This window comes from Streptomyces sp. A1136, assembly GCF_004795055.1.
In the GTDB taxonomy this organism is placed as follows: domain Bacteria; phylum Actinomycetota; class Actinomycetes; order Streptomycetales; family Streptomycetaceae; genus Streptomyces.
Window position 1 is genome coordinate 1 of the sequence record NZ_SSBJ01000015.1, and the last position, 26941, is coordinate 26941.

The 26941-nt window shown below is 73.4% G+C and carries 25 protein-coding genes and 1 riboswitch; of the genes, 17 read left to right on the top strand and 8 right to left on the bottom strand.

Annotated elements, in window-relative coordinates; all coding sequences use genetic code 11:
- Positions 1–23: 23 nt before the first annotated feature.
- Complete coding sequence (locus tag E6R62_RS16205; RefSeq protein ID WP_136214144.1) at positions 24–257, bottom strand: ferredoxin; 234 nt, start codon at positions 255–257, stop codon at positions 24–26.
- The gene (locus tag E6R62_RS16210; protein WP_136214145.1) at positions 257–1729 is read right to left on the bottom strand and encodes an aldehyde dehydrogenase; all 1473 of its coding nucleotides are present in this window, start codon (positions 1727–1729) and stop codon (positions 257–259) included. Before E6R62_RS16210 ends, E6R62_RS16205 begins: the two co-directional genes overlap by 1 nt.
- A gap of 203 nt (positions 1730–1932) precedes the next feature.
- Between E6R62_RS16210 and E6R62_RS16215 the strand changes: the two genes are divergently transcribed.
- From E6R62_RS16215 to E6R62_RS16245, 7 genes are all read left to right on the top strand, one after another.
- Entirely contained in the window at positions 1933–2985 is a 1053-nt protein-coding gene (locus E6R62_RS16215) for an MBL fold metallo-hydrolase (RefSeq protein ID WP_136214146.1), read from the top strand.
- Between the two features lie 150 nt (positions 2986–3135).
- Positions 3136–3227, top strand: a riboswitch (cobalamin riboswitch).
- A 136-nt stretch (positions 3228–3363) separates the two neighbouring features.
- Entirely contained in the window at positions 3364–4620 is a 1257-nt protein-coding gene (locus tag E6R62_RS16220; RefSeq protein WP_136214147.1) for a prenyltransferase/squalene oxidase repeat-containing protein, read from the top strand.
- Complete coding sequence (locus E6R62_RS16225) at positions 4620–5261, top strand: SCO2322 family protein (protein ID WP_136214148.1); 642 nt, start codon at positions 4620–4622, stop codon at positions 5259–5261. Before E6R62_RS16220 ends, E6R62_RS16225 begins: the two co-directional genes overlap by 1 nt.
- A 104-nt stretch (positions 5262–5365) precedes the next feature.
- A complete protein-coding gene (locus E6R62_RS16230; RefSeq protein WP_136214149.1) occupies positions 5366–6490 on the top strand; it encodes an energy-coupling factor transporter transmembrane component T in 1125 nt (374 codons plus the stop codon).
- The gene (locus E6R62_RS16235) at positions 6487–8391 is read left to right on the top strand and encodes an ABC transporter ATP-binding protein (protein WP_136214150.1); all 1905 of its coding nucleotides are present in this window, start codon (positions 6487–6489) and stop codon (positions 8389–8391) included. The genes E6R62_RS16230 and E6R62_RS16235 overlap by 4 nt, the downstream gene beginning before the upstream one ends.
- Positions 8388–9194, top strand: coding sequence for an ECF transporter S component (locus E6R62_RS16240; RefSeq protein ID WP_136214151.1), 807 nt, complete (start codon positions 8388–8390; stop codon positions 9192–9194). The genes E6R62_RS16235 and E6R62_RS16240 overlap by 4 nt, the downstream gene beginning before the upstream one ends.
- 344 nt (positions 9195–9538) lie before the next feature.
- The gene (locus E6R62_RS16245) at positions 9539–9985 is read left to right on the top strand and encodes a transglycosylase SLT domain-containing protein (protein ID WP_136214308.1); all 447 of its coding nucleotides are present in this window, start codon (positions 9539–9541) and stop codon (positions 9983–9985) included.
- Positions 9986–10174: 189 nt separating this feature from the next.
- Here E6R62_RS16245 and E6R62_RS16250 read toward each other — a convergent pair whose 3' ends face one another.
- Positions 10175–11344, bottom strand: a complete 1170-nt coding sequence (locus E6R62_RS16250; RefSeq protein WP_136214152.1) for a steroid 3-ketoacyl-CoA thiolase — start codon at positions 11342–11344, stop codon at positions 10175–10177.
- A gap of 244 nt (positions 11345–11588) precedes the next feature.
- On the opposite strand from E6R62_RS16250, the gene E6R62_RS16255 reads away from it, so the two are divergent.
- Together E6R62_RS16255 and E6R62_RS16260 are read left to right on the top strand one after the other, a co-directional pair.
- Entirely contained in the window at positions 11589–12839 is a 1251-nt protein-coding gene (locus tag E6R62_RS16255; protein WP_136214153.1) for a cytochrome P450, read from the top strand.
- 156 nt (positions 12840–12995) lie between these two features.
- Complete coding sequence (locus tag E6R62_RS16260; protein ID WP_136214154.1) at positions 12996–13370, top strand: DUF6193 family natural product biosynthesis protein; 375 nt, start codon at positions 12996–12998, stop codon at positions 13368–13370.
- Between the two features lie 195 nt (positions 13371–13565).
- Here the strand turns inward: E6R62_RS16260 and E6R62_RS16265 are convergent, their stop codons facing one another.
- Complete coding sequence (locus E6R62_RS16265) at positions 13566–15560, bottom strand: bifunctional glycosyltransferase 87/phosphatase PAP2 family protein (RefSeq protein ID WP_240801722.1); 1995 nt, start codon at positions 15558–15560, stop codon at positions 13566–13568.
- Between the two features lie 169 nt (positions 15561–15729).
- Here E6R62_RS16265 and E6R62_RS16270 point away from each other — a divergent pair, with 169 nt between their 5' ends.
- Positions 15730–16065 carry an antibiotic biosynthesis monooxygenase gene (locus tag E6R62_RS16270; protein ID WP_136214156.1) on the top strand — a complete coding sequence of 112 codons (336 nt, stop codon included), beginning with the start codon at positions 15730–15732 and terminating at the stop codon, positions 16063–16065.
- Positions 16066–16113: 48 nt separating this feature from the next.
- On the opposite strand, the gene E6R62_RS16275 is transcribed toward E6R62_RS16270, so the two are convergent.
- The gene (locus E6R62_RS16275; protein WP_136214157.1) at positions 16114–16509 is read right to left on the bottom strand and encodes a nuclear transport factor 2 family protein; all 396 of its coding nucleotides are present in this window, start codon (positions 16507–16509) and stop codon (positions 16114–16116) included.
- Positions 16510–16615: 106 nt separating this feature from the next.
- On the opposite strand from E6R62_RS16275, the gene E6R62_RS16280 reads away from it, so the two are divergent.
- Both E6R62_RS16280 and E6R62_RS16285 read left to right on the top strand, forming a co-directional pair.
- A complete protein-coding gene (locus E6R62_RS16280) occupies positions 16616–17164 on the top strand; it encodes a GNAT family N-acetyltransferase (protein WP_136214158.1) in 549 nt (182 codons plus the stop codon).
- A gap of 33 nt (positions 17165–17197) precedes the next feature.
- Positions 17198–17560 carry a peptidoglycan-binding protein gene (locus E6R62_RS16285; protein WP_136214159.1) on the top strand — a complete coding sequence of 121 codons (363 nt, stop codon included), beginning with the start codon at positions 17198–17200 and terminating at the stop codon, positions 17558–17560.
- 48 nt (positions 17561–17608) lie between these two features.
- On the opposite strand, the gene E6R62_RS16290 is transcribed toward E6R62_RS16285, so the two are convergent.
- Positions 17609–19660: a DHA2 family efflux MFS transporter permease subunit gene (locus E6R62_RS16290; RefSeq protein WP_136214160.1), complete on the bottom strand. Its 2052-nt coding sequence runs from the start codon at positions 19658–19660 to the stop codon at positions 17609–17611.
- 202 nt (positions 19661–19862) lie between these two features.
- Between E6R62_RS16290 and E6R62_RS16295 the strand changes: the two genes are divergently transcribed.
- Positions 19863–20819 carry a peptidoglycan-binding protein gene (locus E6R62_RS16295; RefSeq protein WP_136214161.1) on the top strand — a complete coding sequence of 319 codons (957 nt, stop codon included), beginning with the start codon at positions 19863–19865 and terminating at the stop codon, positions 20817–20819.
- A gap of 40 nt (positions 20820–20859) precedes the next feature.
- Here the strand turns inward: E6R62_RS16295 and E6R62_RS16300 are convergent, their stop codons facing one another.
- Positions 20860–21201: a DUF5713 family protein gene (locus tag E6R62_RS16300; protein WP_136214162.1), complete on the bottom strand. Its 342-nt coding sequence runs from the start codon at positions 21199–21201 to the stop codon at positions 20860–20862.
- A 363-nt stretch (positions 21202–21564) separates the two neighbouring features.
- Between E6R62_RS16300 and E6R62_RS16305 the strand changes: the two genes are divergently transcribed.
- Positions 21565–22260, top strand: coding sequence for an HAD-IA family hydrolase (locus E6R62_RS16305; protein ID WP_136214163.1), 696 nt, complete (start codon positions 21565–21567; stop codon positions 22258–22260).
- Positions 22261–22520: 260 nt separating this feature from the next.
- On the opposite strand, the gene E6R62_RS16310 is transcribed toward E6R62_RS16305, so the two are convergent.
- Positions 22521–23102, bottom strand: coding sequence for a TMEM165/GDT1 family protein (locus E6R62_RS16310; RefSeq protein WP_136214164.1), 582 nt, complete (start codon positions 23100–23102; stop codon positions 22521–22523).
- A 498-nt stretch (positions 23103–23600) separates the two neighbouring features.
- Here E6R62_RS16310 and E6R62_RS16315 point away from each other — a divergent pair, with 498 nt between their 5' ends.
- The 3 genes from E6R62_RS16315 (at position 23601) to E6R62_RS16325 (ending at position 26923) form a co-directional block, all read left to right on the top strand.
- Positions 23601–24254, top strand: a complete 654-nt coding sequence (locus E6R62_RS16315; protein ID WP_136214309.1) for an HNH endonuclease family protein — start codon at positions 23601–23603, stop codon at positions 24252–24254.
- A gap of 161 nt (positions 24255–24415) precedes the next feature.
- Positions 24416–26074: an alkaline phosphatase D family protein gene (locus E6R62_RS16320; protein WP_136214165.1), complete on the top strand. Its 1659-nt coding sequence runs from the start codon at positions 24416–24418 to the stop codon at positions 26072–26074.
- Between the two features lie 216 nt (positions 26075–26290).
- On the top strand, positions 26291–26923 hold the full coding sequence (locus E6R62_RS16325; RefSeq protein ID WP_206308740.1) for a DedA family protein: 633 nt from the start codon (positions 26291–26293) through the stop codon (positions 26921–26923).
- The last annotated feature ends 18 nt before the right edge of the window (positions 26924–26941 follow it).

Here is a 26941-nt window from a genome sequence, read left to right on the forward strand (position 1 = left end):
CCCGCCCCCCCCTGAGCCCCCGCCTACTCCTCCGGCGGGAACACCGCTTCGCCGCTCGTGAGCAGGGTGATGGTGATGGCCTCCACCGGGCAGCCCTCGGCCGCCGTCAGGACCGGCTCGTTGGCGTCCGTCTCCGGGTCGCGGGGGTGTGACTGGCGCGCCGAGTCGAGGCTGAAGCCCGCCGGGGCGTGGTTCACGCACATGCCCGAGCCGATGCAGACGCCCCGGTCCACCTCGACCCGCCAGCGGTCTCCCATCACGCACCGGCCCCGGGGGCCCGGTATCCCGACGGCAGGTGGATCATCTTGTGCTCCAGGTACTCGCTCAGACCCTCGGGGCCGAACTCCCGTCCCACGCCGCTGTTCTTGTAGCCGCCGAACGGTCCCAGCATGTCCAGGCTGAAGGTGTTCACGTTGAAGGTGCCGGTGCGGACGGCGCGGGCGAAGTCGAGGCCGTGTTCCACGTCCGCGGTCCAGACGCTGCCGCTGAGGCCGAACTCCGAGTCGTTGGCGACGCGTACCGCCTCGGCCTCGTCCCCGTACGGGATGAGGCAGACGACGGGCCCGAAGATCTCCTCCCGGGCGATCCGCATCGAGTTGTCCACGTCCCCGAAGAGGGTGGGCTCCACGTACCAGCCCCGCTCCGGCGCCGCCGGGCGGCCGCCGCCGGTGAGGATCTTGGCCCCTTCCTCCTGCCCGATCCGGATGTAGTCCAGCGAGCGCTGCTGCTGCCGGCGGGCCACCAGCGGCCCGAGCTGTGTCGCCGGGTCCAGCGGGTCCCCGACGACCAGCGCCCCCGCGGCGGCGGCGAGGGCCTCGGCGATCTCCCCGTAGCGGGCGCGCGGCGCGAGGACCCGGGTCTGGGCCACGCAGGCCTGCCCGTTGTTCATCCAGGCGGCGGGGACGATCCCGGCGATGGTCGATTCCAGGTCGGCGTCCGGCAGGATCACGGCGGCCGACTTGCCGCCCAGTTCGAGGGTGACCCGCGTCAGGTTGCGCGCGGCCACCTCCATGACGCGCTTGCCGGCCGCCACCGACCCGGTGAAGGCGACCTTGTCGATTCCGGGGTGGCCGACGAGGTACTCGCTGACTTCCCGGTCGGCGGGCAGGATCGACAGCACGCCCTGCGGCAGGCCGGCCTCCCGCGCGATGTCGGCCAGGATGTAGGAGTCGAGCGGGGACTCCGGCGAGGGCTTGAGGATCACCGCCGACCCGGTGAGCAGCGCGGGCGCGAGTTTGGCCGCGGCCACGAACTGCGGGACGTTCCACGGGATGACGGCGGCGACGACGCCCACCGGCTCGCGCCGCACCAGGATCGGTCCGAGCGCGCCCCGGCGGTGTTCCTCGTACGGGTAGTCGCGCGCGACGGTGATCGCCGCGTCGTAGACCATCATCGGGCCGAGCGCCTGGGCGAGGACGCTCCAGGAGTACGGGGACCCGTTCTGGGAGCTGATCGAGCGGGCGATCTCCTCGTGCCGGAGGGCGATGGCGTCCTTGATCCGGGAGACGACGGCGATCCGCTCCTCCAGGGCCATCCGGGGCCAGGGCCCTTCGTCGAAGGCCTTGCGGGCGGCGGCGACGGCGCGGTCCACGTCCGCCGCGCAGGCGTGCGGGACGCTGCCGATGACCTGCTCGGTGTGGGGTGAGACGACGGAGATGGTGGCCTCGCCCAGCGGATCGGTCCATTCCCCGCCGATGAACAGCTGTCCGTGTTGCACGAGCTCGGTCATGGCAAGGCCTCCTGCGGCTACCAGCGGGCTGGGCGTCCCAGAACTGATACCAGTTCTAGTTCCAGGAGTCCACGGCGCGGACGCGATCGCCGGGAGCCGGACGCGCCCCGGAGGGCGCGGAGTCGACGACTAGTCAGAACCCATCCCCGGATGGTGGACTGGGGCGACCAATGCAACACGTTCTCGTTCACCAGGGAGCCCGCATGACACCCCTCGCCCCACCTCAGGTCACCGACCACGGCGGAGGCGTCTGGGGCATCAAGGTCCCCATCCCCGACAACCCGCTCGGGCACACCCTCGTCCACGTCCTCGACACCGACCGCGGACCGGTCCTGATCGACACCGGCTGGGACGACCCGGACTCCTGGGACACCCTGGTGGCCGGGCTCGCCGCGCTCGGCATCGCCGTCGCCGACCTCCACGGCGTCGTCATCACCCACCACCACCCCGACCACCACGGCCTGTCGGGGCGGGTCCGGGACGTGTCGGGCGCCTGGATCGCGATGCACGCCGCCGACACCGAGGTCGTCGTACGGACCCGCTCCACCGCACCGGGCGTCTGGTACGACTACATGGGCGAGAAGCTGGCAGCCGCCGGCGCCCCCGAGGAACACATCGCCCCGCTGCGGGCGGCCCGGGCGGGCGGCCGGCCGCGGACGCTGCCCGGGCTGCGGGCCGCCGTCCCCGACCGGGAGATCGTCCCCGGCGAGCTGCTGCCCCTCGCCGGACGCGCGCTCCGCGCGATCTGGACCCCCGGTCACACCCCCGGCCACGTCTGCCTGCACCTGGAGGAGGTCCACCCTGACAACCTGCCGGGCAACGGCCGCCTCTTCTCCGGCGACCACCTCCTGCCCGGCATCTCCCCGCACATCGGGCTCTACGAGGACCCGCAGGACGAGCGGGTCACCGACCCCCTCGGCGACTACCTCGCCTCCCTCGAACGCGTCGGCCGGCTGCGCCCTGCCGAGGTGCTCCCCGCGCACCAGCACCCCTTCACCGACGCCCCGGCCCGGGTCCGCGAGCTTTTGGCCCACCACGAGGACCGGCTGGCCGGGCTGTGGGAGCTGCTCGCCCGGCCGTTGACCCCGTGGGCGCTGGCCGAGCGGATGGAGTGGAACCGGCCCTGGGAGCAGATCCCCTACGGCTCCCGGACCATCGCCGTCTCCGAAGCGGAAGCGCACCTGCGCCGCCTGGTGAAGCAGGGCCGCGCGGAGGCGGTGCCGGGCACGGACCCGGTGGCGTACCGGGCCGTGTGACGCCCGGGTCGGCGGGTAGGGCGGGGCCGGCGTGACGCGCGGGCCGGGCGAGGTGTAAGGGGCGCTCCAGGTGAGCGCCCCCCGCAGGGGCCACCCGGTGCGCGCGTTCGGGGCCGGTACAGTAAGGCCGTCGTCCACACTTCCGTACGGGGGGAAGCCGGTGCGAATCCGGCGCTGACCCGCAACCGTGACCCGCACCCAGGCGCCCTTCCCGGCGCTGCCGGCGGGGAGCCGGGATGCCCCGTCGGGAGTGCGCGGCTCGTGCCGCCGGGTCCCCGGCGGCCGGCACCGTCGAGGTATACGGAGCCGGAGCCCGGTACCGCGTGTGCTCGCGCGTGCCTGCCTCCGCTCCCCGGCACGAGAGGCACCCGCCCCGCAATGAACGTCCGCCGCAGCGCCGCAGCGCTCGCCGCCTCCGCCGTGCTCTGCGCGGGCGCCGCCCCCGCGGCCCTCGCCGCCCCCTCCCCGTCCCCGGCGCCGGTCATCCCCTCCGGGCTGTTCGGTCAGGCCGACCCCACCTACGACGGCGTCTGGCGCCAGTCGTTCGCGCTCCTCGCCCAGAACACGGTCGGCCTGCGGCCGTCCCCGCGGGCCGTGGACTGGCTCGCCGGTCAGCAGTGCGCGGACGGCGGCTTCGCCTCCTTCCGTGCGGACGCGACGAAGGCGTGCGACCCGGCGACGCCGCTCGACACCAACGCCACCGCGGTGGCCGTGCAGGCCCTCAAGGCGCTCGGCGGCCACGACGCGGCGGTCAAGAAGGCCGTGGACTGGCTCAAGTCCGTGCAGAACGAGGACGGCGGCTGGGCGTACGTCCCGGGCTCCCCGAGCGAGGCGAGTTCCACCTCCGTCGTCATCAGCGCGCTCGCCGCGGCGGGCGAGAAGCCGGCCGACGTCACGTCCAAGGCGGGCAAGTCCGGGTACGACGGCCTGCTCTCCTTCCGGCTGGGCTGCGCCGCCGAGCCGGCATCCGACCGGGGCGCGTTCGGCTACCAGCCGGCGGACGGCAAGCTCCCCGCCAACGCGGACGCGACGGCCGCCGCGACCCTGGCCGGCCTCGGCAAGGGCGCGGTCGTCGCCCCCGCCGGCGCCGACACCCCCGCGACCGCGCCGGCCTGCCCGGCGGGCGCCGACGATCCCGCCGCCACCGACCCGGCGGCCGCCGCCCAGGGCGCGGCCGGGTACCTGGCCGAGGCCCTCAAGAAGGACGGCCACCTCACCGCCGCCACCCCGGGCGCCGACCAGCCCACACCCGACACCGGCAACACGGCCGACGCCGTCATCGCCCTCGCCGCGGCCGGCCACAAGCAGTCGGCGGCGGGCGCCCTGGAGTGGCTGAAGGCCAACTCGGCGCAGTGGGCCAAGGGCAACCCCGCCGCCCTGGGCACCCTGATCCTCACCGCGCACGCGACGGGCACCGACCCGCGCTCCTTCGGCGGTACCGACCTGGTGGCGGCTCTGAACGCGACCGGCCCGTCCCCGCAGACCCCGGCGACGGGCGGCATGACCAAGGCCGACGGCAAGGACGCGGACGGCTCCGGCAACGGCGCCATCGGCTGGATGATCGGCGCGGGCGCCGCCGCCGGCGTCGGCATCGGCTTCCTGCTGAGCGGCCGCCGGAAGAAGAACCGGGCCTGATGCGCAGGCTGCCCGCCCTCGCCGTCACGCTCGGCGTCCTCCTCACCCTGCTCGCCGCGTCCCCCGCGCTCGCGTCGAGCTACCGCTACTGGTCGTTCTGGGACGGCGGCGCCAAGGGCCCCTGGACGTACGCCACCCAGGGCACGGCGGCCCGCCCGGCGGACGGGACCGTCCAGGGCTTCCGCTTCGCGGTGAGCAAGGACGCCGAGGACGAGGCGTCCCGGCCGCGCACGGCCGCCGACTTCGCGGCGCTGTGCGCGGGCACCCCGGCGGTGGACGGCAAGAAGCGGGTGGCCCTCGTCGTCGACTTCGGCGTCCCCGGGGACTCGCCCCCCGGCGAGGCGCCGCCGCAGGCCGGCCCGCGCACCGCCTGCGCGCAGGTCGCCCCCGACGCCACCACCGCCGAGGCGCTCGCCTCGGTGGCGAAGCCGCTGCGCTACAACAGCGCCGCGCTGCTGTGCGCGATCTCCGGTTATCCGAGGCAGGGTTGCGGTGAGCCGCTCGCCGACGGCACGCGGGAGGAACCGAAGACCGCCCCGGCCGGCGACGGCGGCCCCTCCGCGGGACTGCTCGCCGGCGTCGCGGCGGTAGCCGTCCTCGCGGTGGCCGCCGTCCTGCGCTCCCGCCGCCGCTCCCGATGACCCCGGTCCGCCGGGTCCCGCGCACGGCGACCACGCACGCCGCCGCACCCGACCACGCGACCCCGGCCCGGGGCGGCGCCGTCGCGGCCGGTCGGAGGTCGCGGGTGCCGACGTACGAAAGGAAGGGGCCGCGCGGAGCCCCCGAGGCGCGTCGCGGCAACGCCCTGCACGCGGGGGCCTGGTGGGTGTGGGCGCTCGGGCTCGCCACCGCCGCCTCGCGGACCACCAACCCGCTCCTGCTCGCTCTGATCGTCGCCGTCGCCGGTTACGTCGTCGCCGCCCGCCGCACCACCGCGCCCTGGGCCCGTTCCTACGGCGCGTTCCTGCGGCTGGGCCTCGTCGTCATCGGCCTGCGCCTGCTCTTCTCCACCCTCCTCGGCTCACCCGTGCCCGGGGCGCACACCCTCCTGACCCTGCCCGAGGTCGCCCTGCCCGCGTGGGCGCAGGGAATCCGCCTCGGCGGCCGGGTCAGCGCCGAACAGTTGGTCTTCGCCTTCTACGACGGCGCGAAGCTGGCCGCCCTGCTCGTGTGCGTCGGGGCCGCGAACGCGCTCGCGAACCCGGCCCGGCTGCTCAAGTCGCTGCCCGCCGCCCTGTACGAGGCGGGCGTGGCCGTGGTCGTCGCGATGACCTTCGCGCCGAACATGGTGGCCGACGTGGGCCGCCTGCGCACCGCCCGCCGGCTGCGCGGGCGCCCCACCGGCGGGGTGAAGGCCGTCCTCCAGATCGGCCTGCCGGTCCTGGAGGGGGCCCTGGAACGCTCGGTGGCGGTGGCCGCCTCGATGGACGCGCGCGGCTACGGCCGCACCGCGCAGGTCCCGCCCGCCGTCCGGCGCACCACCAACGCGCTCACCCTGGGCGGGCTGCTCGGCATGTGCGCCGGTACGTACGGGCTGCTCGCGGCGGAGGGCGCCGTGTTCGGCCTGCCCCTCCTCTTCCTGGGGCTCGCCCTGGCCCTGGCCGGTCTGCGCCTGGGCGGGCGGCGCAGCGTCCGCACCCGGTACCGGCCCGACCGGTGGGGCGGCCGGGCCTGGCTGGTCGCCGGGTCGGGGGCGGCGGTGGCGGCCCTGCTCTCCTATGCCGGGACGCTGGACCCGGAGGGCCTGCGCCCGGCCGTGGTGCCGCTGGTCGCCCCGGCGCTGCCGCTCTGGCCGGCGGCGGCGATCCTCGTCGGCCTGCTCCCCGCCTTCGTGGCCCCCGTACCGCCCGAGGAGGCGTCGTCGCTGTGATCCGGTTCGAGCAGGTATCGGTGACGTACGAGGGAGCGTCGGCCCCCGCCCTGCGGGACGCGGACTTCACCGTGCCGGAGGGGGAACTGACCTTGCTGGTCGGCCCGTCGGGGGTCGGCAAGTCGACCCTGCTGGGGGCCGTTTCGGGGCTGGTCCCGCACTTCACGGGCGGCCGGCTGCGCGGCCGGGTCACCGTCGCGGGCCGCGACACGCGCACGCACCGGCCGCGGGAGCTCGCGGACGTGGTGGGCACGGTCGGTCAGGACCCGTCGGCCCACTTCGTGACGGACGTGGTGGAGGACGAACTGGCCTACGGGATGGAGTCCCTCGGGCTGCCGGCGGCGGTGATGCGCCGCCGGGTCGAGGAGACGCTGGACCTGCTGGGCCTGAACGAACTCCGAGACCGACCCCTGGCCACTTTGTCCGGCGGCCAGCGGCAGCGGGTCGCGATCGGCTCGGTGCTGACCACGCACCCCCGGGTGCTGGTGCTGGACGAACCGACGTCCGCGCTGGACCCGGCGGCGGCGGAGGAGGTGCTGGCGGTCCTGCAACGCCTGGTGCACGATCTCGGCACCACCGTGCTGATGGCGGAGCACCGGCTGGAGCGGGTGGTGCAGTACGCCGACCGCCTGCTGTTGCTGGCCGCCCCCGGCGCGGCCCCCGTCCTCGGGACCCCGGCCGGGATCATGGCCGTCTCCCCGGTCCACCCCCCGGTCGTCTCCTTGGGCCGCCTGGCGGGCTGGTCCCCCCTCCCCCTCTCCGTCCGCGACGCCCGCCGCCTCGCCGCCCCCCTCAAAGCCCGCCTGGCAACGACACCACTGCCGACCCCGCCGCCCGAGGCGGGCCTTTCAGCCCCGCCGGCGCTTGAAGCAGGTGTCCCAGCCCCGCCGCCCGAGGCAGGTCTTTCAACCCCGCCGGCGCCCGAGGCGGGTTTCCCGACCCCGCCGGCGCCCGAGGCGGGCCTTTCAGCCCCGCCGGCGTTTGAGGCGCGGGGCGCGGGGCGGAGCCCCGCACAACCCGGCGCGGCCGGGGCCGGTCGCGCGACGGCGCCGCGCACCTCCCTCTGGGCCCGCCTCCGCCGACGCCACCCCGCCACGAAACCGGCGGAGCAACCGGCGGAGCAACCGGCGGAGCAACCGGCCCGCGTCACCGGCCTCTCCCTCCGCCGCGGCCGCGCCGAGATCCTCCACGGCATCACCCTCGCCGTGGCCCCCGGCGAGACCATCGCCCTCATGGGCCGCAACGGCGCCGGGAAGTCCACCCTCCTCGCCACCCTCGCCGGCACCCTGGCCCCCACCACCGGCGAGGTGCTCGTCGGCGGACTCACCCCCCACCGCACGCCGCCCCCGGAGATGATCCGCCGCGTCGCGCTGGTCCCGCAGGACCCCCGCGATCTCCTCTACGCCGACACGGTCGCCGCCGAGTGCGCCGCCGCCGACGCGGACGCCGGCGCCGCCCCCGGCACCTGCCGCGCCCTGGTCACCTCCCTCCTCCCCGGTGTCCCCGACGACATCCACCCCCGCGACCTGTCCGAGGGCCAGCGCCTGGCCCTGGCCCTCGCCCTGGTCCTGACCGGCGAACCGGCCCTGCTGCTGCTCGACGAACCGACCCGCGGCCTGGACTATGCCGCCAAGGCCCGCCTCGTCGAGGTCCTGCGCGCCCTGGCCCGTGACGGCCACGCCATCATCCTGGCCACCCACGACGTCGAACTCGCCGCCGAGCTGGCCCACCGCGTGGTGATCCTGGCCGGCGGCGAGATCGTCGCGGACGGACCGACCGCCGAGGTGGTCGTCTCCTCCCCCGCCTTCGCCCCACAGGTGGCCAAGGTCCTGGCGCCGGGCCACTGGCTCACCGTGTCCGAGGTCGCCGCCGCCCTGTCCCCGAAGGGCCGCCCCGCATGACCTCCGCCCGCCCGCTGCGCATCGGCCCGCGCGCCGCCGCCGCGCTGGTCCTGGTCACCCTCATCGGCATCGCCGCCTTCGGCTGGCCCCTGCTCGCCGACGGCCGCTCCGGTCTCTCCCACTCCCCGGACGCCCCCTGGCTCTTCGCCGCGCTCCTGCCGCTCCTCGTGGCGGTGGTCGTCGCGACGATCGCCGATCAGGGGATGGACTCCAAGGCCGTCGCCATGCTGGGCGTGCTGGCCGCGGTGGGGGCCGCGCTCAGACCGCTGGGCGCCGGTACGGCCGGCCTGGAGCCCATGTTCTTCCTGATGGTGCTCAGCGGGCGCGTCCTCGGTCCGGGGTTCGGGTTCGTCCTCGGTTCGGTGACGATGTTCGCCTCCGCGCTGCTCACGGGTGGTGTGGGGCCGTGGATGCCGTTCCAGATGCTGGCGCTGGGCTGGTTCTCGCTGGGTGCCGGGCTGCTGCCGGGTCCCGGGCGGATACGCGGCCGGGCCGAGCTGTGGATGCTCGCCGCGTACGGGTTCGTCGGGTCGTTCGCGTACGGCGCGGTCATGAACCTGCAGGGCTGGGTGCTCCTCCAGGGCATGGGGCAGGGCGTCTCCTTCCACCCGGGGGACCCGGTGCCCGCGAACCTGACCCGCTTCGTCGCGTACTGCCTCGCCACCTCGGTCGGCTGGGACCTGGGCCGGGCCGCCCTGACGGTCGTCCTGACCCTGTCGCTCGGCGGGACCCTGTTGAAAGCCCTCCGCAGGGCGACGCGGAAAGCGGCGTTCGATGTCCCGATTTGCTTCGATATGCGTTGAAAGCGGCCCCAACCACACCCCATTTCGTTGCACGCGCCGTCACGCTGCGTGAGATTCGGACCTCGTCGGGGTGAGGCGGCCCACAGGACCCACGTCACATACGGCGGTCTTTAGTAGCCTCCCGGCCCGTCTCCCGGCCTCCGCAACCGGCCCCCGACCTGCACGGATACCCCTGGTCCAGGGCGGCCGGAGGGCGGCCGCTATGAAAGTGCCTAGTAACAGGGGTCGTTGCCAGGGCTGTCCGGACCTGGCTAACTGGGTGATGTCGCCAGGGCGGCAGGGGTCTTCACCCCCCGCCCGACGAACCCCTCTCCTTCGCGTGAGTGGCTCACGCGTGCTTCGGCATGCACCGCGACCACCCTTGTCCCCTTCGGAAGGTTTCCTCCGTGTCCAACGCTGTCATCCGTCGCATCGCCGCCTCGAAGAAGGCCCTCGCGGGCTCCGTCCTCGCCCTGGGCGTCGCCGGTTCCATGCTCGCCACGGTCCCCGCACAGGCGGCTCCGATGGACGCCAAGGCCATCGCGCGCCAGATGATCAAGGACCCGGCGCAGTTCGCGGCCTTCAACCAGATCGTTTCCCGTGAGAGCGGCTGGGACCACACCGCCACGAACTCCTCTTCCGGCGCGTACGGCCTGGTCCAGGCCCTGCCGGCCTCGAAGATGGCGTCCGCGGGCTCCGACTGGAAGACGAACCCGGCCACCCAGATCAAGTGGGGCCTGGACTACATGAACTCCCGCTACGGCAGCCCCGTGGGCGCCTGGAACTTCTGGCAGTCGCACCACTGGTACTAAGCCGCCAGTGGCAGCAGACGCCGCGGCGCGCCCGAGTGCGCGCGAAGGCCCCGGTGGCCGGCCTCCCCAGGCCGGCCACCGGGCCCTTCGACTTTCCCCATCCCATTGGGTTCAGTGCCGCGTGACGCCGCGGCCCGTCACGGCGGCCCGTCACGGCGGTCCGTCACCGCGGACCGGGCGCGCGCGCCGTCAAAGCCGCTGGATGATCGTGCCGGTCGCCAGCGCACCACCCGCGCACATGGTGATCAGCGCGAACTCCTTGTCGCGGCGTTCCAGCTCGTGCAGCGCGGTGGTGATCAGCCGGGCGCCGGTGGCGCCGACGGGGTGGCCGATCGCGATGCCCCCGCCGTTGACGTTGACCTTCTCCAGGTCCTGGTCGAAGACCCGCGCCCAACTGAGGACGACCGAGGCGAACGCCTCGTTGATCTCCACGAGGTCGATGTCCCCGAGGGACATCCCGGCCTTGCCGAGGACGGCCCGCGTCGCGTCGATCGGCCCGTCCAGGTGGTAGTGCGGGTCCGCGCCGACCAGGGTCTGGGCGACGATCCTGGCCCTCGGCTTGAGTCTCAGGGCGCGGGCCATCTTGCGCGAGGCCCACATCACGGCCGCGGCGCCGTCGGATATCTGCGAGGAGTTCCCGGCGGTGTGCACGGCGGTCGGCATGACCGGCTTGAGCCGGGCCAGCGCCTCCATGGAGGTGTCCCGCAGCCCCTCGTCCCGGTCCACCAGCCGCCACATTCCCTGTCCGGCCGCCTGCTCCGCCTCGGTTGTCGGCACCTGCACGGCGAAGGTCTCGCGCTTGAAGCGCTCCTCCGCCCAGGCGGTGGCGGCCCGCTCCTGGGAGAGCAGGCCGAGCCGGTCGACGTCCTCGCGGGTCAGGCCCCTGCGGCGGGCGATCCGCTCGGCGGCCTCGAACTGGTTGGGGAGGTCGACGTTCCACTCGTCGGGAAAGGGCTTGCCGGGGCCGTGCTTGGAGCCCGAGCCGAGCGGGACGCGGCTCATGGCCTCGACGCCACAGGCGATGCCGATGTCCATGACCCCGCCGGAGATCATGTTGGCGGCCATGTGGTTGGCCTGCTGCGAGCTGCCGCACTGGCAGTCGACGGTGGTGGCCGCCGTCTCGTAGGGCAGGCCCATGGCCAGCCAGGCGTTGCGGGCCGGGTTCATCGACTGCTCGCCGGCGTGGGTGACGGTGCCGCCGACGATCTGCTCGACGCAGTCGGGCTGGATCGCGGTCCGGGCGAGCAGTTCGCGGTACGTCTCGCCGAGCAGGTAGGCGGGGTGGAGGTTGGCGAGCGAGCCCCCCCGCTTTCCGATGGGGGTGCGTACGGCTTCGACGATGACGGGTTCCGCGGCCATGAGCTCGTCCTCTCCTGCACGGTGCCGGCGCGGCGGGCCGTCCCGGCGCCCCGCCCGAACTAGTACGCGTTCTACTTCTCTGCGCAGTCTTATGACCCGGGGGCCCGGCACGCAAGGGTCTTGCACGCGGCTTACACGGATTCCACACGCAACGACCGACGCCGCGACCCTTGTCACTTCTAGAACTCGTTACTACCTTCGAGCCATCTCTGATGCACCATCAGATCGATTCTGGAGTCGCCCGATGTCGTGTCCCGCGCTGCCCGAAGGCTTCGACGCCACCGACCCCGACCTCCTCCACGACCGGGTCCCCTACCCGGAGTTCGCGCGGCTCAGGCAGACGGCACCCGTGTGGTGGTGCGCCCAGCGGCGGGGCGTGACCGGTTTCGACGACGAGGGGTACTGGGCGGTCACCCGGCACGCGGACGTCAAGTACGTCTCCACGCACCCGGAACTGTTCTCCTCGACGCTCAACACGGCGATCATCCGCTTCAACGAGCACATCCGGCGTGATGCCATTGATGCCCAGCGCCTCATCATGCTGAACATGGACCCGCCGGAACACACGCGGGTGCGCCAGATCGTGCAGCGCGGCTTCACCCCCCGGGCGATCCGCGGCCTGGAACGTGCCCTGCGCGAGAGGGCGCGGAAGATCGTCGACGAGGCGCTCGCCGCCTCCGCCGACGGCAGCTTCGACTTCGTCACCCAGGTCGCCTGCGAACTGCCCCTCCAGGCCATCGCCGAGCTGATCGGGGTGCCGCAGGAGGACCGCTCCCGCATCTTCGACTGGTCGAACAAGATGATCGCCTACGACGACCCGGAGTACGCGATCACCGAGGAGGTCGGCGCCACCGCGGCGATGGAACTCATCGGCTACGCCATGAACCTGTCCGCCGCGCGCAAGGAATGCCCGGCGCAGGACATCGTGACGCAGCTCGTGGCCGCCGAGGGGCAGGGCAATCTGGGTTCCGACGAGTTCGGCTTCTTCGTGCTGCTGCTGGCGGTCGCGGGCAACGAGACCACGCGCAACGCCATCAGCCACGGAATGCACGCCTTCCTCACCCACCCCGAGCAGTGGGAGGCGTACAAGGCGACCCGCCCCTCGACGACGGCGGAGGAGATCGTGCGCTGGGCGACGCCGGTCGTGTCCTTCCAGCGCACCGCCACCCAGGACACCGAACTCGGCGGCCAGAAGATCAAAGCGGGCGACCGCGTGGGGCTGTTCTACTCCTCCGCCAACCACGACCCCGAGGTGTTCGAGAACCCGGACGTCTTCGACATCACCCGCGACCCCAACCCCCACCTGGGGTTCGGTGGCGGCGGACCGCACTTCTGCCTCGGCAAGTCCCTCGCCGTCATGGAGATCGACCTCATCTTCAACGCGCTGGCCGATGCGCTGCCCGACCTGCGCCTCGCCGGTCCGGGTCCGCGACGGCTGCGCGCGGCCTGGCTCAACGGCATCAAGGAGCTCCGGGTCGGCCGCGGCCGCGGCTGACCGCGCGGCCGACCCGTGATCCGGGACGGCAGGGGCCGCTCCCGCCCACGCCCCGGCCCCTGCCGCCGCCGGTCCCGCGCCGGCCTGCCACTGGTCTACCGGTTCGTGACCCGCCAAACCGTTGTCCTGGCGGCGCCGGGGCAGCACACTGCGCGGATGAACCTTCAGGAGGAACGCGGGACCGCCGACGCGGTGGAAGCCCGCTGGCAGCGGATGCCCATGACGTGGCGGTTGGTACGGGACCGGGCGGAGTCCAAGACGCTGCCCCAGGGCGTCCTGTCGCTGCTGGAGGCGGCCTCCGCCGAACCGCGGCTGCGCCGGCTGTATCCGTTCACCAAGCAGTGGACGCTGTGGTTCAGCCCCCGCACGAGCCCGCCGTTCAACGTCGACGTGCCGACGGCCGAGCCGCTGCCCGACGGCCGGTTCCGGGTGCGCGGTCCGCGCGCGGGGCAGGTGGTCGGGGAGACCGACACCGCCGGGGCCGCGATCGCGCTCGTGGTGGCGCATCTCCCCGCGGACGGGCGGCAGTAGGGCGTCCCGGGTGGCGGGGACGGCGGCGCGGACCCATCCTGGACGGACGCGGCGATCCACGGAAGGGGTGCCGGAGCGGGCTCGATCGCCGCTCCGGCACCCCTTCGGCCGGTGCCGCCGCCTTGTCCCCGGCCACCCTTCGGCGGGTTGGCCGCCGCGCGACCCCGCGCGCGTGCCGTGGCGGGCACGCGGGGGTCAGGCGCTGGTGCGTTCCCCGGACGGGCTCGCGCTGCCCACCCGCTCCGGCGTGCGCGGGCGCGGCATCGTCAGGCTGACGTCGGCCGGCGCCTCGGCGCCGCGCGGCCCGGACAGCACGTAGACCAGCCCGAACCCCGCGGCGACGACGAGGGCCCCGCCGACCGCGTCGAGCACCCAGTGGTTGGCGGTGGCGACGATCGCGCACACCGTGATCAGCGGGTGCAGCGCCCCCAGCAGCTTCTGCCAGGTCCTCGGCGCGAGCACGACGATGACGATCCCGCACCACAGCGACCAGCCGAAGTGCAGCGAGGGCATCGCCGCGTACTGGTTCGAGATGGCGGTCATCGCCCCGTACTGGGGGTGGGCCAGATCCTGCACGCCGTGCACGGTGTCGACGAACCCGAGGTCGGGCATCAGGCGCGGGGGCGCGAGCGGGAACAGCCAGAAGCCGACGAGCGCGAGGACGGTGGCCAGGCCCAGGGAGGCGCGCGCCCAGCGGTAGTCGCCGGGACGGCGCCAGTACAGGACGGCCAGGATGGTCAGGGGGACCACGAAGTGGAAGGAGGTGTAGTAGAAATTGAAGAACGCCTTCACCGGGGGCGCGTTCACGACGGCGTGGTTCACGGCGTGCTCGATGTCGATGCCGAGCGCCTTCTCCACACCGTGGATGAGGCTGCCGTTGCTCTCGGCGAGACTGCGGCTGGTGGGTGCCGCGGCGCGGATGTGGGAGTAGAGCGAGTACCCCACCCGTATCAGCAGCAGCTCCAGCAACAGGTTGGGGCGCGACAGCACGCGCCGCCAGAACGGCATCAGGGGCACGCGCGACCAACGGGCCGCCGCCGGGCGCCCGTAGGCCGTCGGGACGGGCTCGCGCCAGTACGGGGACGACCGCGGCAGGAACGGTACCGCGCAGGCCGCGGCCAGCGCGGTCAGCAGCAGCACGTTGTCGCGTACGGGGGCCAGCGCGGCCAGGTTCGGCAGCAACACGTCCGCGGAGAGGGTCATGGCCAGCACCACGGCCACCGGCCACACGGTGCGGTCGGCGGCCCGCTTGCCGACCTTGCCAGCGACCGCGAGAAGGACCCACAGCAGTTGGTGGCGCCAGCCGGCCGGTGAGACGGCGACGGCCAGGCATCCGGTGATGGCGACGGCGAGCAGCAGCTGTCCGTCACGGGCGTAGCGCGCCGCGCGGCGCAGGCCGGTCCACAGGACGGCGGCGGCCAGCGCGACGTAGAGGACGATCTCGCCGGGGCCGCTCAGGCCGAGCCTGAGCAGGGCGCCGTGCAGGGACTGGTTGGCGAGGCCGTCGGGCGCTCCGCCGAGGCCGGTGCCCGCGATGTCGTGCACCCAGTACGTCCACGAGTCGCGCGGCAGGGACGCCCAGGAGATCGCGGTGGCGCCGGCGAAGGTCACGGCGGCGGCCCTGGCACCGGCGCGGCGGCCGGTCAGCCACAACAGCGGGGCGAAGAGCAACAACCCGGGCTGCAGCGCGGCGGCCAGGCCGACGAGGAACCCGGCGGGCCGCTCGGCCGGCACCCGGAACACGGCGAGCAGCACCAGCAGCACCGGCAGCACCGCGGTCTGCCCGGGCGAGGCGGCTTCGCGCACGGGCAGCGAGACCATCATCAGCGCGACCAGCACGGGCGCGGCCGGCAGCGCGGTGCGGCGCGGCACGGGATCGGGCAACGCCCGGGCGGCCACCAGTCCGATCGCGGCGACGAACAGGAGGGTGACGCAGGTCCACGCCACCTCCAACGAGGGCGCGGCGAAGCCGACGAACGGCTTGAGGACCAGCCCCGCGAACGGCGTGCCCGTGAACTGGCCGGAACCGCTGTCGTAGAGCGAGCCGGGCAGGCTGCCGGGCAGGTGGAAGGCGCTGAGCCATTCCCCGGGTGGCACGCGCAGTACGACGGCGGCCTGTCTGACGGCGAGCACCGCCGCCAGCGCCCACAGCAGCAGACGCGCCGCTCCGGGCCTTCCGCCATCGCCTATGACCCCGGCATGTCCGGGTCCACCACTGTGCTCCGCCGCGTTAGCCACGCCTCGCCGGCCTCCCGCCCTGTTGAACGCAACCCCGACTTCGCCTGGCTGCCGCGCTTCATGCACCACTTGATTACCTGGGGACGACGATATCCCGCGCGCGATCCCTAGGATGGCGGGCATGAGCATCGTGAAGATCAACGCGCTGACCGTTCCCGCCGAGCAGCGGGAGGTGCTGGAGCGGCGTTTCGCCTCGCGCGCGGGGGCCGTGGAGGGTTCGGACGGGTTCGAGTGGTTCGAGCTGCTGCGTCCCGTGGAGGGCACGGACCAGTACCTCGTGTACACGCGGTGGCGTTCCGAGGAGGACTTCCAGGCGTGGATGGAGGGTCCGATGAAGGCGGCGCACCAGGGCGGGGCGGGCGGTGAGGGCGGTGAGCGGCCGAAGCCCGCGGCGTCGGGCTCGTCGGTGTGGTCGTTCGAGGTCGTGCAGCAGGCTGCGCCCAAGCCGCGGGACTGAGGCGGATCGGCGGCCGTCGGCTCCACCGCACCGGCGGCCGCCCGGGGGTCAGCCCCAGAAGCTGTTCTCCTCGTCGATGTCCTGGGTGCACTGGTCGATGTCGCTGATCTTCCCGCCGACGATGGTGAAGAAGAGGCCCTGGTGGATCTCGATCCCCCGGTCGGCCCGGTCGGCGCGGGTGGTGTGGAAGGCCATGGCGTGGCCGCGGCCGTCCACGAGCACCGACTGCAACTCGACCCGCATGGTGCCGCCGGTCTCCTCTCCGAAGGCCCGGTAGAGGTCGAGGACGGCTTGGCGGCCCTTGTGGTGACCGGAGAGCGGGTTGTCACCGGGTACGTGGTGGATGACGTCGGCCGTCATCAGGGAACCGAGCGTCTCCATGTCGCCCTTGGTGAAGGCCTCGTAGCCGCGGCGGACCAAGGCGGCGTCAGGGTGTTCGGACATGGCGCCCACATCCTCTGATCGAAGCGATTTACCCCTTTTCACATCATCAGGCCGCCCCTGTGGATATTCCAACGCGGCCGCCCGGCATCCGTTTCAGAATGACGCCATGACCAGCGAACAGATCACCGCCACGGGCACCTGGCAGGTCGCCCCCGAACCGTTCACCACTCCCGACGCCACCGCCCTGCGCCGCGCGTACTACGCCGAGGTCGCAGGCCGGTACTGGCGCAGATCCGTCACCGATGCCGAGATCGACCAAGGTCTGCGGGACGACCCGGCCGACGGACTCGCCGCGCCGACCGGCTGTTTCGTGGTCGGCCGGTATGAGGGCCGGCCGCTCTCCTGCGGCGGCATCCGCCTCCTCGACCCGACCACCGCCGAGCTCACGAGGGTGTACGTCGACCCCCGCGCCCGGGGTACGGGCGGCGGGGCGGCCCTCCTCGGGGCTCTTGAGGACGCGGGCCGGGAACTGGGCGCCGAGCGCATACGGCTGGACACGCGTTCCGATCTCGTGGAGGCCCGGCGCCTGTACGCGCGGCAGGGGTACGCGGAGATACCCGCCTACAACCGCGGCCCGTACGCGGAGCACTGGTTCGAGAAGCGGATATCGGGGACGGGCGGAAATCCGGCCCAAACGGCTCGAATAAATCCATGACGCCCACAGCGGGATGATCACTACGGTTCCGTCATGACATCACTCAACCGCACCGCGGCCTCGGCCGCCTTCGCCGTCTCCCTGCTGATCGGCGCCACCGCCCTCTCGACGGGCCCCGCGGCGGCCGTGTCCGGCCACGACCTCGAAGGGGTCCACTGCGGCTTCGACGCCAGGCTCCCCCCTCCCTCGACAGGGGTGGGCAGCACGGGCGACACCGTGAAGGAGGCGCAGTGTCTCCTGGAGTTCTGGACCGGGGTACGGACCGCGCAGGAGGAGGCCGGCGGAGTGTTCGGCGCCTCCACGGCGTCGTCGGCGGAGTCCTTCCAGGGGCTGCGGGGGCTCCCCCGGACGGGCGTGATCGACGCCGCGACCTGGGCGGAACTGCGGCACAGCTGACGGCCCGTCCCGCCGGGAGCCGACGGCACCCGGCGGGGCGCGCGCCGGTCAGTGGCTGGAGTGGTCCCGGCGCGCGAAGGAGTCGTAGGGCTCCTCCGCGTCGGAGCCGCAGAGCTCGTCGTTGAGCTCCTTGAGCAGGTCGGCGAGGTCGGTGGGCCGGTCAGGGCCCCACCAATCACCCAGCAGCTCGGCGAGGGACTCCTCGCGGGCCCGGGACAGCCGGGCCGCGGCCTCGCGGCCCGGCGCGGTCAGGACCAGCGGCAGCCCGTCGCGGACGGCGAGCCCGCGCTCCTCGATCTGGCGGGAGGCCTCGGTGATGGTTTTGATCGGCACCATGGTGCGTTCCGCCAGCATCGCGGGCTCCACCGATCCGTACTTGTTGATCCGCAACAGCATCCAGCTGGCGGCGGGCAGCAGATCGAAGCCGGCCTTCCGGGTGATCTTCTCGTAGACGTGGCGGCGGCCCTCGCGGCTCCCGAGCACCGACAGGGCCCGGGCCACCTCGTCGCGGGACGAGCGCTGGACGGGGTTGGTGGCGATGGTCTCGCTCGCGTCGGGTGCGGTGACCGAGGCGCGCAGCTTGTCCTCCTTGAGGAACCAGGCGACGACGAAGGCGACGAGGACCACGGGCACGGCGTAGAGGAACACGTCGGTGATGGAGGACGCGTAGGCGTCGAGCACCCGCGGCCGGAGGTCGGCGGGCAGCATCGCGATCGCCCGCGGGTCGGCTTCGAGGCCGTGGACGCTCACCCCTGGCGGCAGGGGGACGCCGGCGAGGGTGGCGGAGAGCTGGCCGCCCAGCCGGTTGTTGAAGATCGTGCCGAAGATGGCGACGCCGAAGGAGGCGCCGATGGAGCGGAAGAAGGTGGCGCCCGAGGTCGCGACGCCCAGGTCCTCGTACCGGACGGCGTTTTGCACCACGAGGACCAGCACCTGCATGACCAGGCCGAGGCCGGTGCCGAAGATGAAGAAGCAGACGCTCATGACCAGGTCGGAGCTGGTGCGCTCCAACTGGTGCAGGAGCAGCAGCCCGACGGCGGTGACGGCCGTGCCGGCGATCGGGAAGACCTTCCAGCGACCGGTCCGGCTGACGACCTGACCGCTGGCGGTGGAGGAGATCAGCAGACCGAACACCATCGGCAGCATGTGGACACCGGACATCGTCGGGGAGACGCCCCGGACGACCTGGAGGAAGGTGGGCAGGTAGACCATCGCGCCGAACATCGCGAAACCGATGACGAAGCTGATCACCGAGCAGAGGGTGAAGGTGCGGATCTTGAACAGGCCCAGTGGCAGGACGGGTTCCACGGCCCGCCGTTCGACGGCGAGGAAGGCGACGAGCAGCACGGCGCCCAGCACGGCGAGGCCGATGACCTGCGCCGAACCCCAGGCCCAGCTGGTGCCGCCGAGCGAGGCGACGAGCACGAAACAGGTGGCGACCGAGGCGATGAGGAAGGTGCCGAGGTAGTCGATGGTGTGCTTCGAGGAGCGGCCCGGGATGTGCAGGGCGGCGGCGATGACGACGAGCGCGACGAGACCGATGGGGAGGTTGATGTAGAAGACCCAGCGCCAGGACAGGTGGTCGACGAACAGGCCGCCGAGCAACGGGCCGAGGACGCTGGTGGCGCCGAAGACGGCACCGAAGAGACCCTGGTACTTGCCGCGTTCGCGGGGCGGGACGATGTCGCCGACGATCGCCATGGACAGCACGATGAGTCCGCCGCCGCCCAGACCTTGCAGAGCCCGGTACCCGATGAGCTGCGGCATGTTCTGGGCCAGCCCGCACAGCGCCGAGCCGATCAGGAAGATGACGATGGCGGCCTGGTAGAGCTTCTTGCGGCCGTACTGGTCGCCGAGCTTGCCCCACAGGGGTGTGGCGGCGGTGGAAGCGAGGATGTAGGCGGTGACGACCCAGGACAGGTGCTCCATGCCGCCCAGGTCGCTCACGATCGTCGGCAGGGCGGTGGAGACGATGGTCTGGTCGAGCGCCGCGATGAGCAGTCCCAGCAGCAGCGCGCCGATGGCGACGAGCGCCTCCCTGGAGGTGTGCTCCGAGCCGGGCCGGGGGCCCACGGCCGACGTGGTCACTTCCTGTGCCATCGGCTCCTCCATAGATGTCGGGGGCTCGGGCGTCCGAAGATCGGCCGCCCGCCACGCGAACGGCCTGTTTCCCTCGTCGAGCCCCCTCGGGCGGGATCAACATCTCCATCCTGAGCGGTGTGTCCGGTTATGGCCTCTCGGGAGGTTGGGTGCGGCCTGGCGGGTCTGCATAATCGCTGGCATTGGCCAGGGAGGGTTTCCAGTGAGCGCTGAGCGCTGTCCAGATTGCGGCGCCCCGGGCGCCGGCTGCGGGTGTGCTCCGGCGGCGGGTTTCGACCCCCTGCGCATCCGTCCGTACGTCAGCCTGTCCGAAACCGGCCGGTCGGGTGACGCCGGGTCGACCCCGCAGCCGGTGCTGGGCGCGATGGCGCAGCCCTTCGCGCCCGTCGACGCCGACGCGACGGAGCTGCTGCCCGCGGTCCCGCCCGGGCCCGCGACGGGACAGGACACCCCGGCGTACGGGACCCCCGCGCCGTCGGCGCAGCCCTGGCCGGACCACACGGTCCCGCTCCGCGCGGTCCGCCCGGCACCGGCCACCGGGAACATCACAGCGGGAGGGGAGGGTGGGGGTGGGGGTGGGGGCCCCGAGAAGCGGCGGAAGCTGCCCCTGTTGCTGCTGGGGGCCGCCGCCCTCGTCGTCGTCGGCGGTGTGGCCGTGGCCGTCGGTGCGTCCGGCGGTTCCGGGTCGGGTGACGCGACGCTCCTGGACGCGAAGCCGTCGGCGTCGACGGTCGGCATATCCCCGGCCGGACCGTCGCGGGGGTCGCCCAGCGCGCCGGCCGGACCGTCGCCCTCGGCGTCCGTCTCGGCTTCGGCCTCGCCCAGCGCGTCGCGTTCTCCGTCGCCGTCCGCGTCGGCGAGCGCGTCCCGTTCCTCGGCGCCCCCGTCTCGGAGCCCCTCGCCCTCGCCGAGCCGCACCACCGCCCCGCCGCCTCCGCCCGCCGCCCAGGGCCCGACCCTGCGCTACGGCGATTCCGGCCCGGATGTGAAGAGGCTCCAGCAGCTCCTGGCCGGGCAGGGCCTGTACCGCGGCAAGCCCGACGGCAAGTACGGCAAGTCCACGGAGGACGCGGTGTCGCAGTTCCAGTGGTACAACGACATCACCGAGGACCCGTGGGGCGTCTACGGCCCCGCGACCCGCAAGGCCCTGGAGGGCTGAGTCTCCCGCGGTCCGGAAGCCGCGCCCCCGCGACCGGTTCTCACCACTCCCGGGTGGCGACGAGTTCCTCGACGTCCGCGCCGGCGAAGCCGTGGGCCGCCGCCACGAACCGGATGTCCTCGGCGATCTCCTCGCGCGCGACGGTCTCGATCTCGCTCCCGGCTGCCTCGGAATCCGCCTCCAGGAGGTTGAACGCGTCCGTGGCCGCGTGGGTGAGCAGGCACAGTGCCGCCAGGTCGGAAGGCCGCTCGGCCTCGATCCACTCGCACAACCGCACGAGGACCGCCCTGCCCCGGTCGAGAACGTGATCCGGGTAGTAGGGGTCGGTGTACAGCCGCCGCAGGAAGCCATGGGCCGCCAGCTGCTGGTTCGTGATGGGCATGACCCCTCCCCGTCGTCGCCGGGCCGGCGGCGCGGGTGGCGCCGGCCGGTGGGCCGATCATTCGTCGTCGGACTGACACGACCGGCGCGGGCAGCGCTCGCACGGCCCTTCGGTCCCCGAGCACCGCCCGGGACCTCGCGCTGCCCTGCCCTGCCCCCGCCGTCGTGGGCACCCCGCGCCCACCGTCCTGGGCGGCTGCCCCACCGTCGTGGGCGGCCCCGCCTCACCCCCCTCGAAGTCCCCGGTTGGCGCGAACCCCTCCCGGTTTTGTATAGTGCAGGAACAAAGTGGTTCCGTCCTCATCCCCTGACCGGGGGACGGAACCACTTGTTCTCTTTTGCCCCCGCGTCTGGAGCCCAGCCGATGTCGGCCAGCACCACCAACAACGCCGCCCGCACCACCGTCGTCCTCTCCGCCAAGGCCTTGCTCCTGGACATGGACGGCACGCTCGTCAACTCGGACGCGGTGGTCGAACGGTGCTGGCGTGACTGGGCGGTGGAGCACGGACTGGACCCGCGGGAAGCGCTCAAGGTCGTGCACGGCCGCCAGGGCTACGCCACGATGGCGATCCTGCTGCCCGGGCGCCCGATGGAGCAGAACCACGCCGAGAACGCCGAGATGCTCGCCCGCGAGACGGCCGACACCGATGGTGTGGTGCCCGTCGAAGGCGCCCCGGAGTTCATGGCGGCGATCGCCGACCTGCCGCACGCACTCGTCACCTCCGCCGACGCCGCGCTGGCCACGGTCCGTATGTCCGCGGCCGCCCTGCCCATGCCCCGCGTGCGGGTGACCGCCGAATCGGTCGGCGCGAGCAAGCCCGACCCCGAGGGGTTCCTCAAGGGCGCCGCCGAGCTTGGGGTGGACCCGGCCGACTGTGTCGTGTTCGAGGACTCGGGCGCCGGTATCGCCGCCGGTCAGGCCGCCGGTATGCGCGTGGTCGGCATCGGCCCGCGCGCGGCCGCCCACGCCCCGACCGCCCATGTCCGGGACCTGAGGTCGGTACGCGTCGACTCCGCCCCGGACGGCACCCTCCGCCTCACGCTCACCACGCCCGCCTGATACCCACCGGCCCGGGCGCCTCCGGTCCGCACCCGCCCCACTCCGCACCCCGCCCGGCCCACTCCGCATCCCGCGCCGGCGACACGGACGGGGCCCCGACGGCATCTGCGCTCACCGTCGACCGGGGCCACCATCACCCGGCGCCAGGACGGCCAGGGGGAAGGCGACGGCGAGGGGGAAGGCGACGCGCGGGCGATCAAGCCCGCGGTCGCCCCGGCCCTGGTGTTCTCGGTTGCCAGTCGCCTCGGTTCCCGGTCGCCTCAGCCCGCGATCGCCTCGTACAGCGAGAACCCGGCCAGCGCCGCCATCACCGCGGCCGCCACCTTGGTGATCAGCCTCAGCGGCACGTGCTTCATCAGCGTGCGGCCGCCCAGGATGCCGATGCCGGCGACCGCCCACAGGGCCAGCACGGCTCCGACGCCGACCGAGACGGGGTTGTCGTACCGCGCGGCGAGGTTGGCGGTCATGATCTGGGTCAGGTCGCCGAACTCCGCCACCAGGATCAGCATGAAGCCGGCCCCCGCCACCCTCCAGAAGGACTGGTCGGCGGGCGGCTTGACCTCTTCCTCGTCATCGCTCTTCTTGAAGAGCAGCATGGCCGCGCCCGCGAGGAACAGCACGCCCACGACGGCCTGCACCAGCCGGTGCGGGAGCAGCGTGAGGACGCTGCCCGCCGCGATGGCGAGTCCGACGTGCAGGGCGAAGGCGGCGGCGACGCCCGCGAAGACGTAGGACGCGCGGTAGCGGGTGCCGAGCATCAGTCCGGCCAGGGCCGTCTTGTCGGGGAGTTCGGCGAGGAAGACGACGCCGAAGGCGATCGCCGTGACGGTGAAGCTGAACACGGGGGCAGAACCTCAATCGGTCGGGCGGGACGCCGTCGCTACCGAGAGACCTGGGATGTACGAGGGGTCGCTTCGGCTCGGCGGCGCCCCGGATTGGTTGCCACGCGGGATGCGTGGCGCCGGGACACTGCGGCCGAAGGTCTCGCTGGCCGACCGCCTGCGCGGTCTGCCTCCGGGCGCCGGCTGGTGTGACCCAGCAGTATGTCGACGGTCCGGCGAAGAGCTACTCCCCTTCTGCTCCACCAGCGTACGCGATGCCCGCCGAGGCGTAGGGCGTCCGGAATGTGACGTTGACCCCAGCTCGCCCGCCCGCCTCGCAAGGTTCCCCAACTCCCTCGCACATCAGCCCTCTTCAAATCCTTGATGTGACGTGTCCATGTCGGCAGCCTGTCACCTGGCGCCCACCCGTCGGCCATCTGGCGCCGCCACCATGGCCGCGACCCGCCGGGGTCGCACGGCCACCGCCCCCCACACGTCAAGGGAGCCCTCATGGCGCTCATACCTTCCATCTACGCGCGTCGAGCCGGTCGGATCGGCGTCCTCGCCTCCGCCGTCGCGCTCGCGGCCCTCACCTCCCTCGCCGGTGCGCCCGCCGCCCAGGCCTCCCCGCCCGCCCCCATCAGCGCCGCCGCGGCCCGTTCGTACCTGGCCACGGTGACCCCGGTCGCGGAAGGCTCCCTCAGCGGCTACAGCCGCGCCCTCTTCCCGCACTGGAGCACCGTCTCCGGAACCTGCGACACGCGTGAGACCGTCCTCAAACGGGACGGCTCGGGCGTGGTCGTCTCCTCCTCCTGCTCGGCCGTCAGCGGGAGCTGGTACTCCGAGTACGACGGCGCGACCTGGACCGCCGCCTCCGACGTCGACATCGACCACGTGGTCCCGCTCGCGGAGGCCTGGCGCTCGGGCGCCGCCTCCTGGACCACCGCCAAGCGCCGGCAGTTCGCGAACGACCTCACCAGGCCGCAGCTCATCGCCGTCACCGACAACGTCAACCAGTCCAAGGGCGACCAGGATCCGGGCACGTGGCTGCCGCCCCGTACCGCCTACCGCTGTACGTACGCCCGGATGTGGGTCGAGGTGAAGCAGTACTGGGGTCTGAGCATGAACCCCGCCGAGAAGACCGCCTTGGTCGACGTCCTCAACGGCTGCTGACGCCCACTCCCCTCCGCGCCTTCCCCGCCGTCCCGGCCATCGGAAGCGGACGCCGGCCCCCCTCCCCCACCAGGGCGATCCTTCTCCCCCACCAGGGGGAGGCCAGGGGCCCCCTCCACCCCGTACCGTGATCGAAGGGGACGAGGGGGAGGGGGAGTTCGATGGCCGGATTGCGTCTGGGGCCGCTGCTGCGGCACGTCGACTGGGACCGGGGCGGTTCGGCGACGGTCTGGGTCGAGGCGGACCGTCCGTGCACCGCCGAGGTGCGGTGCGCGGACGGCGCCACCGCAAGCGTGCGCACCTTCCAGATAGCCGGCCACCACTACGCGTTGGTCCCGGTGACGGGCCTGACACCGGGCACGACCACGGCGTACGAGGTGCTGCTCGACGGTGTCCGCGTATGGCCGCTGTCCGACGGGGGCTTCCCGCCGAGCACCATCACCACGCCCGCGGTCACCCGCCCCGGCCGGGCGGCGCCGGAGCTGCGGGTGACGTTCGGCTCCTGCCGACAGGCCGCGCCGCCCGCGGGTCGGCGCGGGCCGCACGGTCCGGACGCGCTCGACACCCTCGCGGCGCGGCTGGCCGCCGAACCGGAGGCGGTGCGGCCGGACGTACTGCTCCTGCTGGGCGATCAGGTGTACGCGGACCAGTTGTCGCGCGAGACCCGGCGGTGGCTCGCGGCCCGCCGGGACCTGCGGGAGGCGCCGGGCGCGCAGGTCGCGGACTACGAGGAGTACACCCGGCTCTACTACGAGTCCTGGCTGGACCCGGAGATCCGCTGGCTGCTGTCCACGGTGCCCAGCCTGCAGATATTCGACGACCACGATGTCGTGGACGACTGGAACACCAGCGAGGCGTGGCTGGCGGGGATGCGGGCGACGCCCTGGTGGCGGGAGCGGGTGCTCAGCGGCCTGATGTCGTACTGGGTGTACCAGCACCTCGGCAATCTCTCTCCCGCCGAGCTGGAAACCGACGAACTGTACGCGGCGGTACGGGCCTCCCCGGACGGTACGGAGGCCCTGCGCGCCTTCGCGGCCCGGGCGGACGCCGACCCCGGCTCGGTGCGGTGGAGCTACCGGCGGGACTTCGGCCGCTCGCGGCTGCTGATGGTGGACACGCGGGCGGCGCGGGTGTTGGCCGAGGACGGCCGGGCGATGATCGATCCGGCGGAGCACCGGTGGCTCCGCGAGAACGCCCTGGCCGGACACGGGGGTTACGACCACCTGTTGATCGGTTCCTCGCTGCCATGGCTGATGCCGCCGCTGGTCCACGACGCGGAGGTGTGGAACGCGGCGCTGTGCCGTGGGGACCGCGGGCCGCGGTGGGCGCGGATCGGGGAGGATCTGCGTCGGCGCGCGGATCTGGAGCACTGGGCGGCGTTCCCGGCCTCGTTCGCGGCGTTGAGTGACCTGATCGAGGAGGTGGGGACGGGCCCGCGCGCTCCGGCGACCGTCATGGTCCTGTCCGGGGACGTGCACCACGCGTATGTGGCCGAGCCCCGAATACCCACTACCGCCCGGGTGTTCCAACTGACCTGCTCGCCGGTCCACAACTCGATCCACACGGCGGTGCGGTTCGGCTTCCGTCTGGGCTGGTCGCGGACGGGGCGGTGGCTGGGGCGCGGCTTCTCCCGGCACGGCCGCACGGGGCGGCCGCCGTTGAGCTGGCGGCGTACGGGCGGACCGTGGTTCGGCAATCAACTCATGACGCTGTCGTTGGCGGGGCGGACGGCGCGGCTGTGGTTGGACCAGGCCCGTTCGGGCGGCTCGGGGGCCCGGTTGGTGACGGTGCTGGACCGGTGGCTCACCGGACCGGAGTAACGCGTACGGCCGGACCGGGGTCGCGTGGCCGGCGGCGGCCTGTCCGGGAGGGGGCGCCGCTGTCCGCTCCCGGGTGTGGTGTGCCGGGCGGGGCGGTTGACGGACCGGCCGCCCCGGGGCTCGGGGGTGTCGGCGGCGGGCGTACGCTGTATGGCTGTCAAGCCGCCCCTGCCGCTCCCCGCGACGACGCGGCGCTTCGGACTGGGGAGTCCCGCCTTGCTTGAGACTCTGGGTTCGCTGACCACGAGCCCCTGGATCTATGCCGTGGTGGCGGTGTCCGTCGTGCTGGACGTGTTCGTGCCGGTGTTGCCGAGCGGTGTCCTGGTGATCACCTCGGCGGCCGCCGCGGCGGCGGCCGGGGCCGCGGGTTCGCCGGCGCCGGTGCCCGCGCGGGTGCCGGACATCATGGCGCTGCTGGTCATCGCGACGACGGCCTCGGTGCTGGGCGACATGGCCGCGTTCCGGCTGGCCCGTCGCGGTGGTGCCCGGCTGGACCGGGCGATCGCCCGCTCGCGCCGGCTGACCCGGGCCCACGAGCGGCTGGGGGTGGCCCTGGCGCGTGGTGGCGGCGCGTTGGTGGTGATCGCCCGCTTCGCGCCGGCGGGACGCTCGGTGGTGTCGTTGGGGGCGGGCAAGACGCAGCGCGAGGTGCGTGAGTTCCTGCCGTGGTCGGTGCTCGCGGGCATGGCGTGGGCCGGTTACAGCGTGGCGTTGGGATATTTCGGCACGCAGTGGCTGGGCGCGGCCTGGTTGGGCACGGCGGTGTCCGTCGTCGCCCTGTTCGCGGCCGGCTCCCTCGCGGTGTTCCTGCTGCGCCGCCCCCTGCCGTCGGCGGCGCCGGCCGCGTAGTGCGCGGCCTCGGGACGG

Bases quoted from the DNA above. Each gene is read 5' to 3' on its own strand.
- E6R62_RS16205 (WP_136214144.1), bottom strand. From the start codon at position 257: ATGGGAGACCGCTGGCGGGTCGAGGTGGACCGGGGCGTCTGCATCGGC.
- E6R62_RS16210 (WP_136214145.1), bottom strand. From the start codon at position 1,729: ATGACCGAGCTCGTGCAACACGGACAGCTGTTCATCGGCGGGGAATGG.
- E6R62_RS16215 (WP_136214146.1), top strand. From the start codon at position 1,933: ATGACACCCCTCGCCCCACCTCAGGTCACCGACCACGGCGGAGGCGTC.
- E6R62_RS16220 (WP_136214147.1), top strand. From the start codon at position 3,364: ATGAACGTCCGCCGCAGCGCCGCAGCGCTCGCCGCCTCCGCCGTGCTC.
- E6R62_RS16225 (WP_136214148.1), top strand. From the start codon at position 4,620: ATGCGCAGGCTGCCCGCCCTCGCCGTCACGCTCGGCGTCCTCCTCACC.
- E6R62_RS16240 (WP_136214151.1), top strand. From the start codon at position 8,388: ATGACCTCCGCCCGCCCGCTGCGCATCGGCCCGCGCGCCGCCGCCGCG.
- E6R62_RS16245 (WP_136214308.1), top strand. From the start codon at position 9,539: ATGCACCGCGACCACCCTTGTCCCCTTCGGAAGGTTTCCTCCGTGTCC.
- E6R62_RS16250 (WP_136214152.1), bottom strand. From the start codon at position 11,344: ATGGCCGCGGAACCCGTCATCGTCGAAGCCGTACGCACCCCCATCGGA.
- E6R62_RS16255 (WP_136214153.1), top strand. From the start codon at position 11,589: ATGTCGTGTCCCGCGCTGCCCGAAGGCTTCGACGCCACCGACCCCGAC.
- E6R62_RS16260 (WP_136214154.1), top strand. From the start codon at position 12,996: ATGAACCTTCAGGAGGAACGCGGGACCGCCGACGCGGTGGAAGCCCGC.
- E6R62_RS16270 (WP_136214156.1), top strand. From the start codon at position 15,730: ATGAGCATCGTGAAGATCAACGCGCTGACCGTTCCCGCCGAGCAGCGG.
- E6R62_RS16275 (WP_136214157.1), bottom strand. From the start codon at position 16,509: ATGTCCGAACACCCTGACGCCGCCTTGGTCCGCCGCGGCTACGAGGCC.
- E6R62_RS16280 (WP_136214158.1), top strand. From the start codon at position 16,616: ATGACCAGCGAACAGATCACCGCCACGGGCACCTGGCAGGTCGCCCCC.
- E6R62_RS16285 (WP_136214159.1), top strand. From the start codon at position 17,198: ATGACATCACTCAACCGCACCGCGGCCTCGGCCGCCTTCGCCGTCTCC.
- E6R62_RS16290 (WP_136214160.1), bottom strand. From the start codon at position 19,660: ATGGCACAGGAAGTGACCACGTCGGCCGTGGGCCCCCGGCCCGGCTCG.
- E6R62_RS16300 (WP_136214162.1), bottom strand. From the start codon at position 21,201: ATGCCCATCACGAACCAGCAGCTGGCGGCCCATGGCTTCCTGCGGCGG.
- E6R62_RS16305 (WP_136214163.1), top strand. From the start codon at position 21,565: ATGTCGGCCAGCACCACCAACAACGCCGCCCGCACCACCGTCGTCCTC.
- E6R62_RS16320 (WP_136214165.1), top strand. From the start codon at position 24,416: ATGGCCGGATTGCGTCTGGGGCCGCTGCTGCGGCACGTCGACTGGGAC.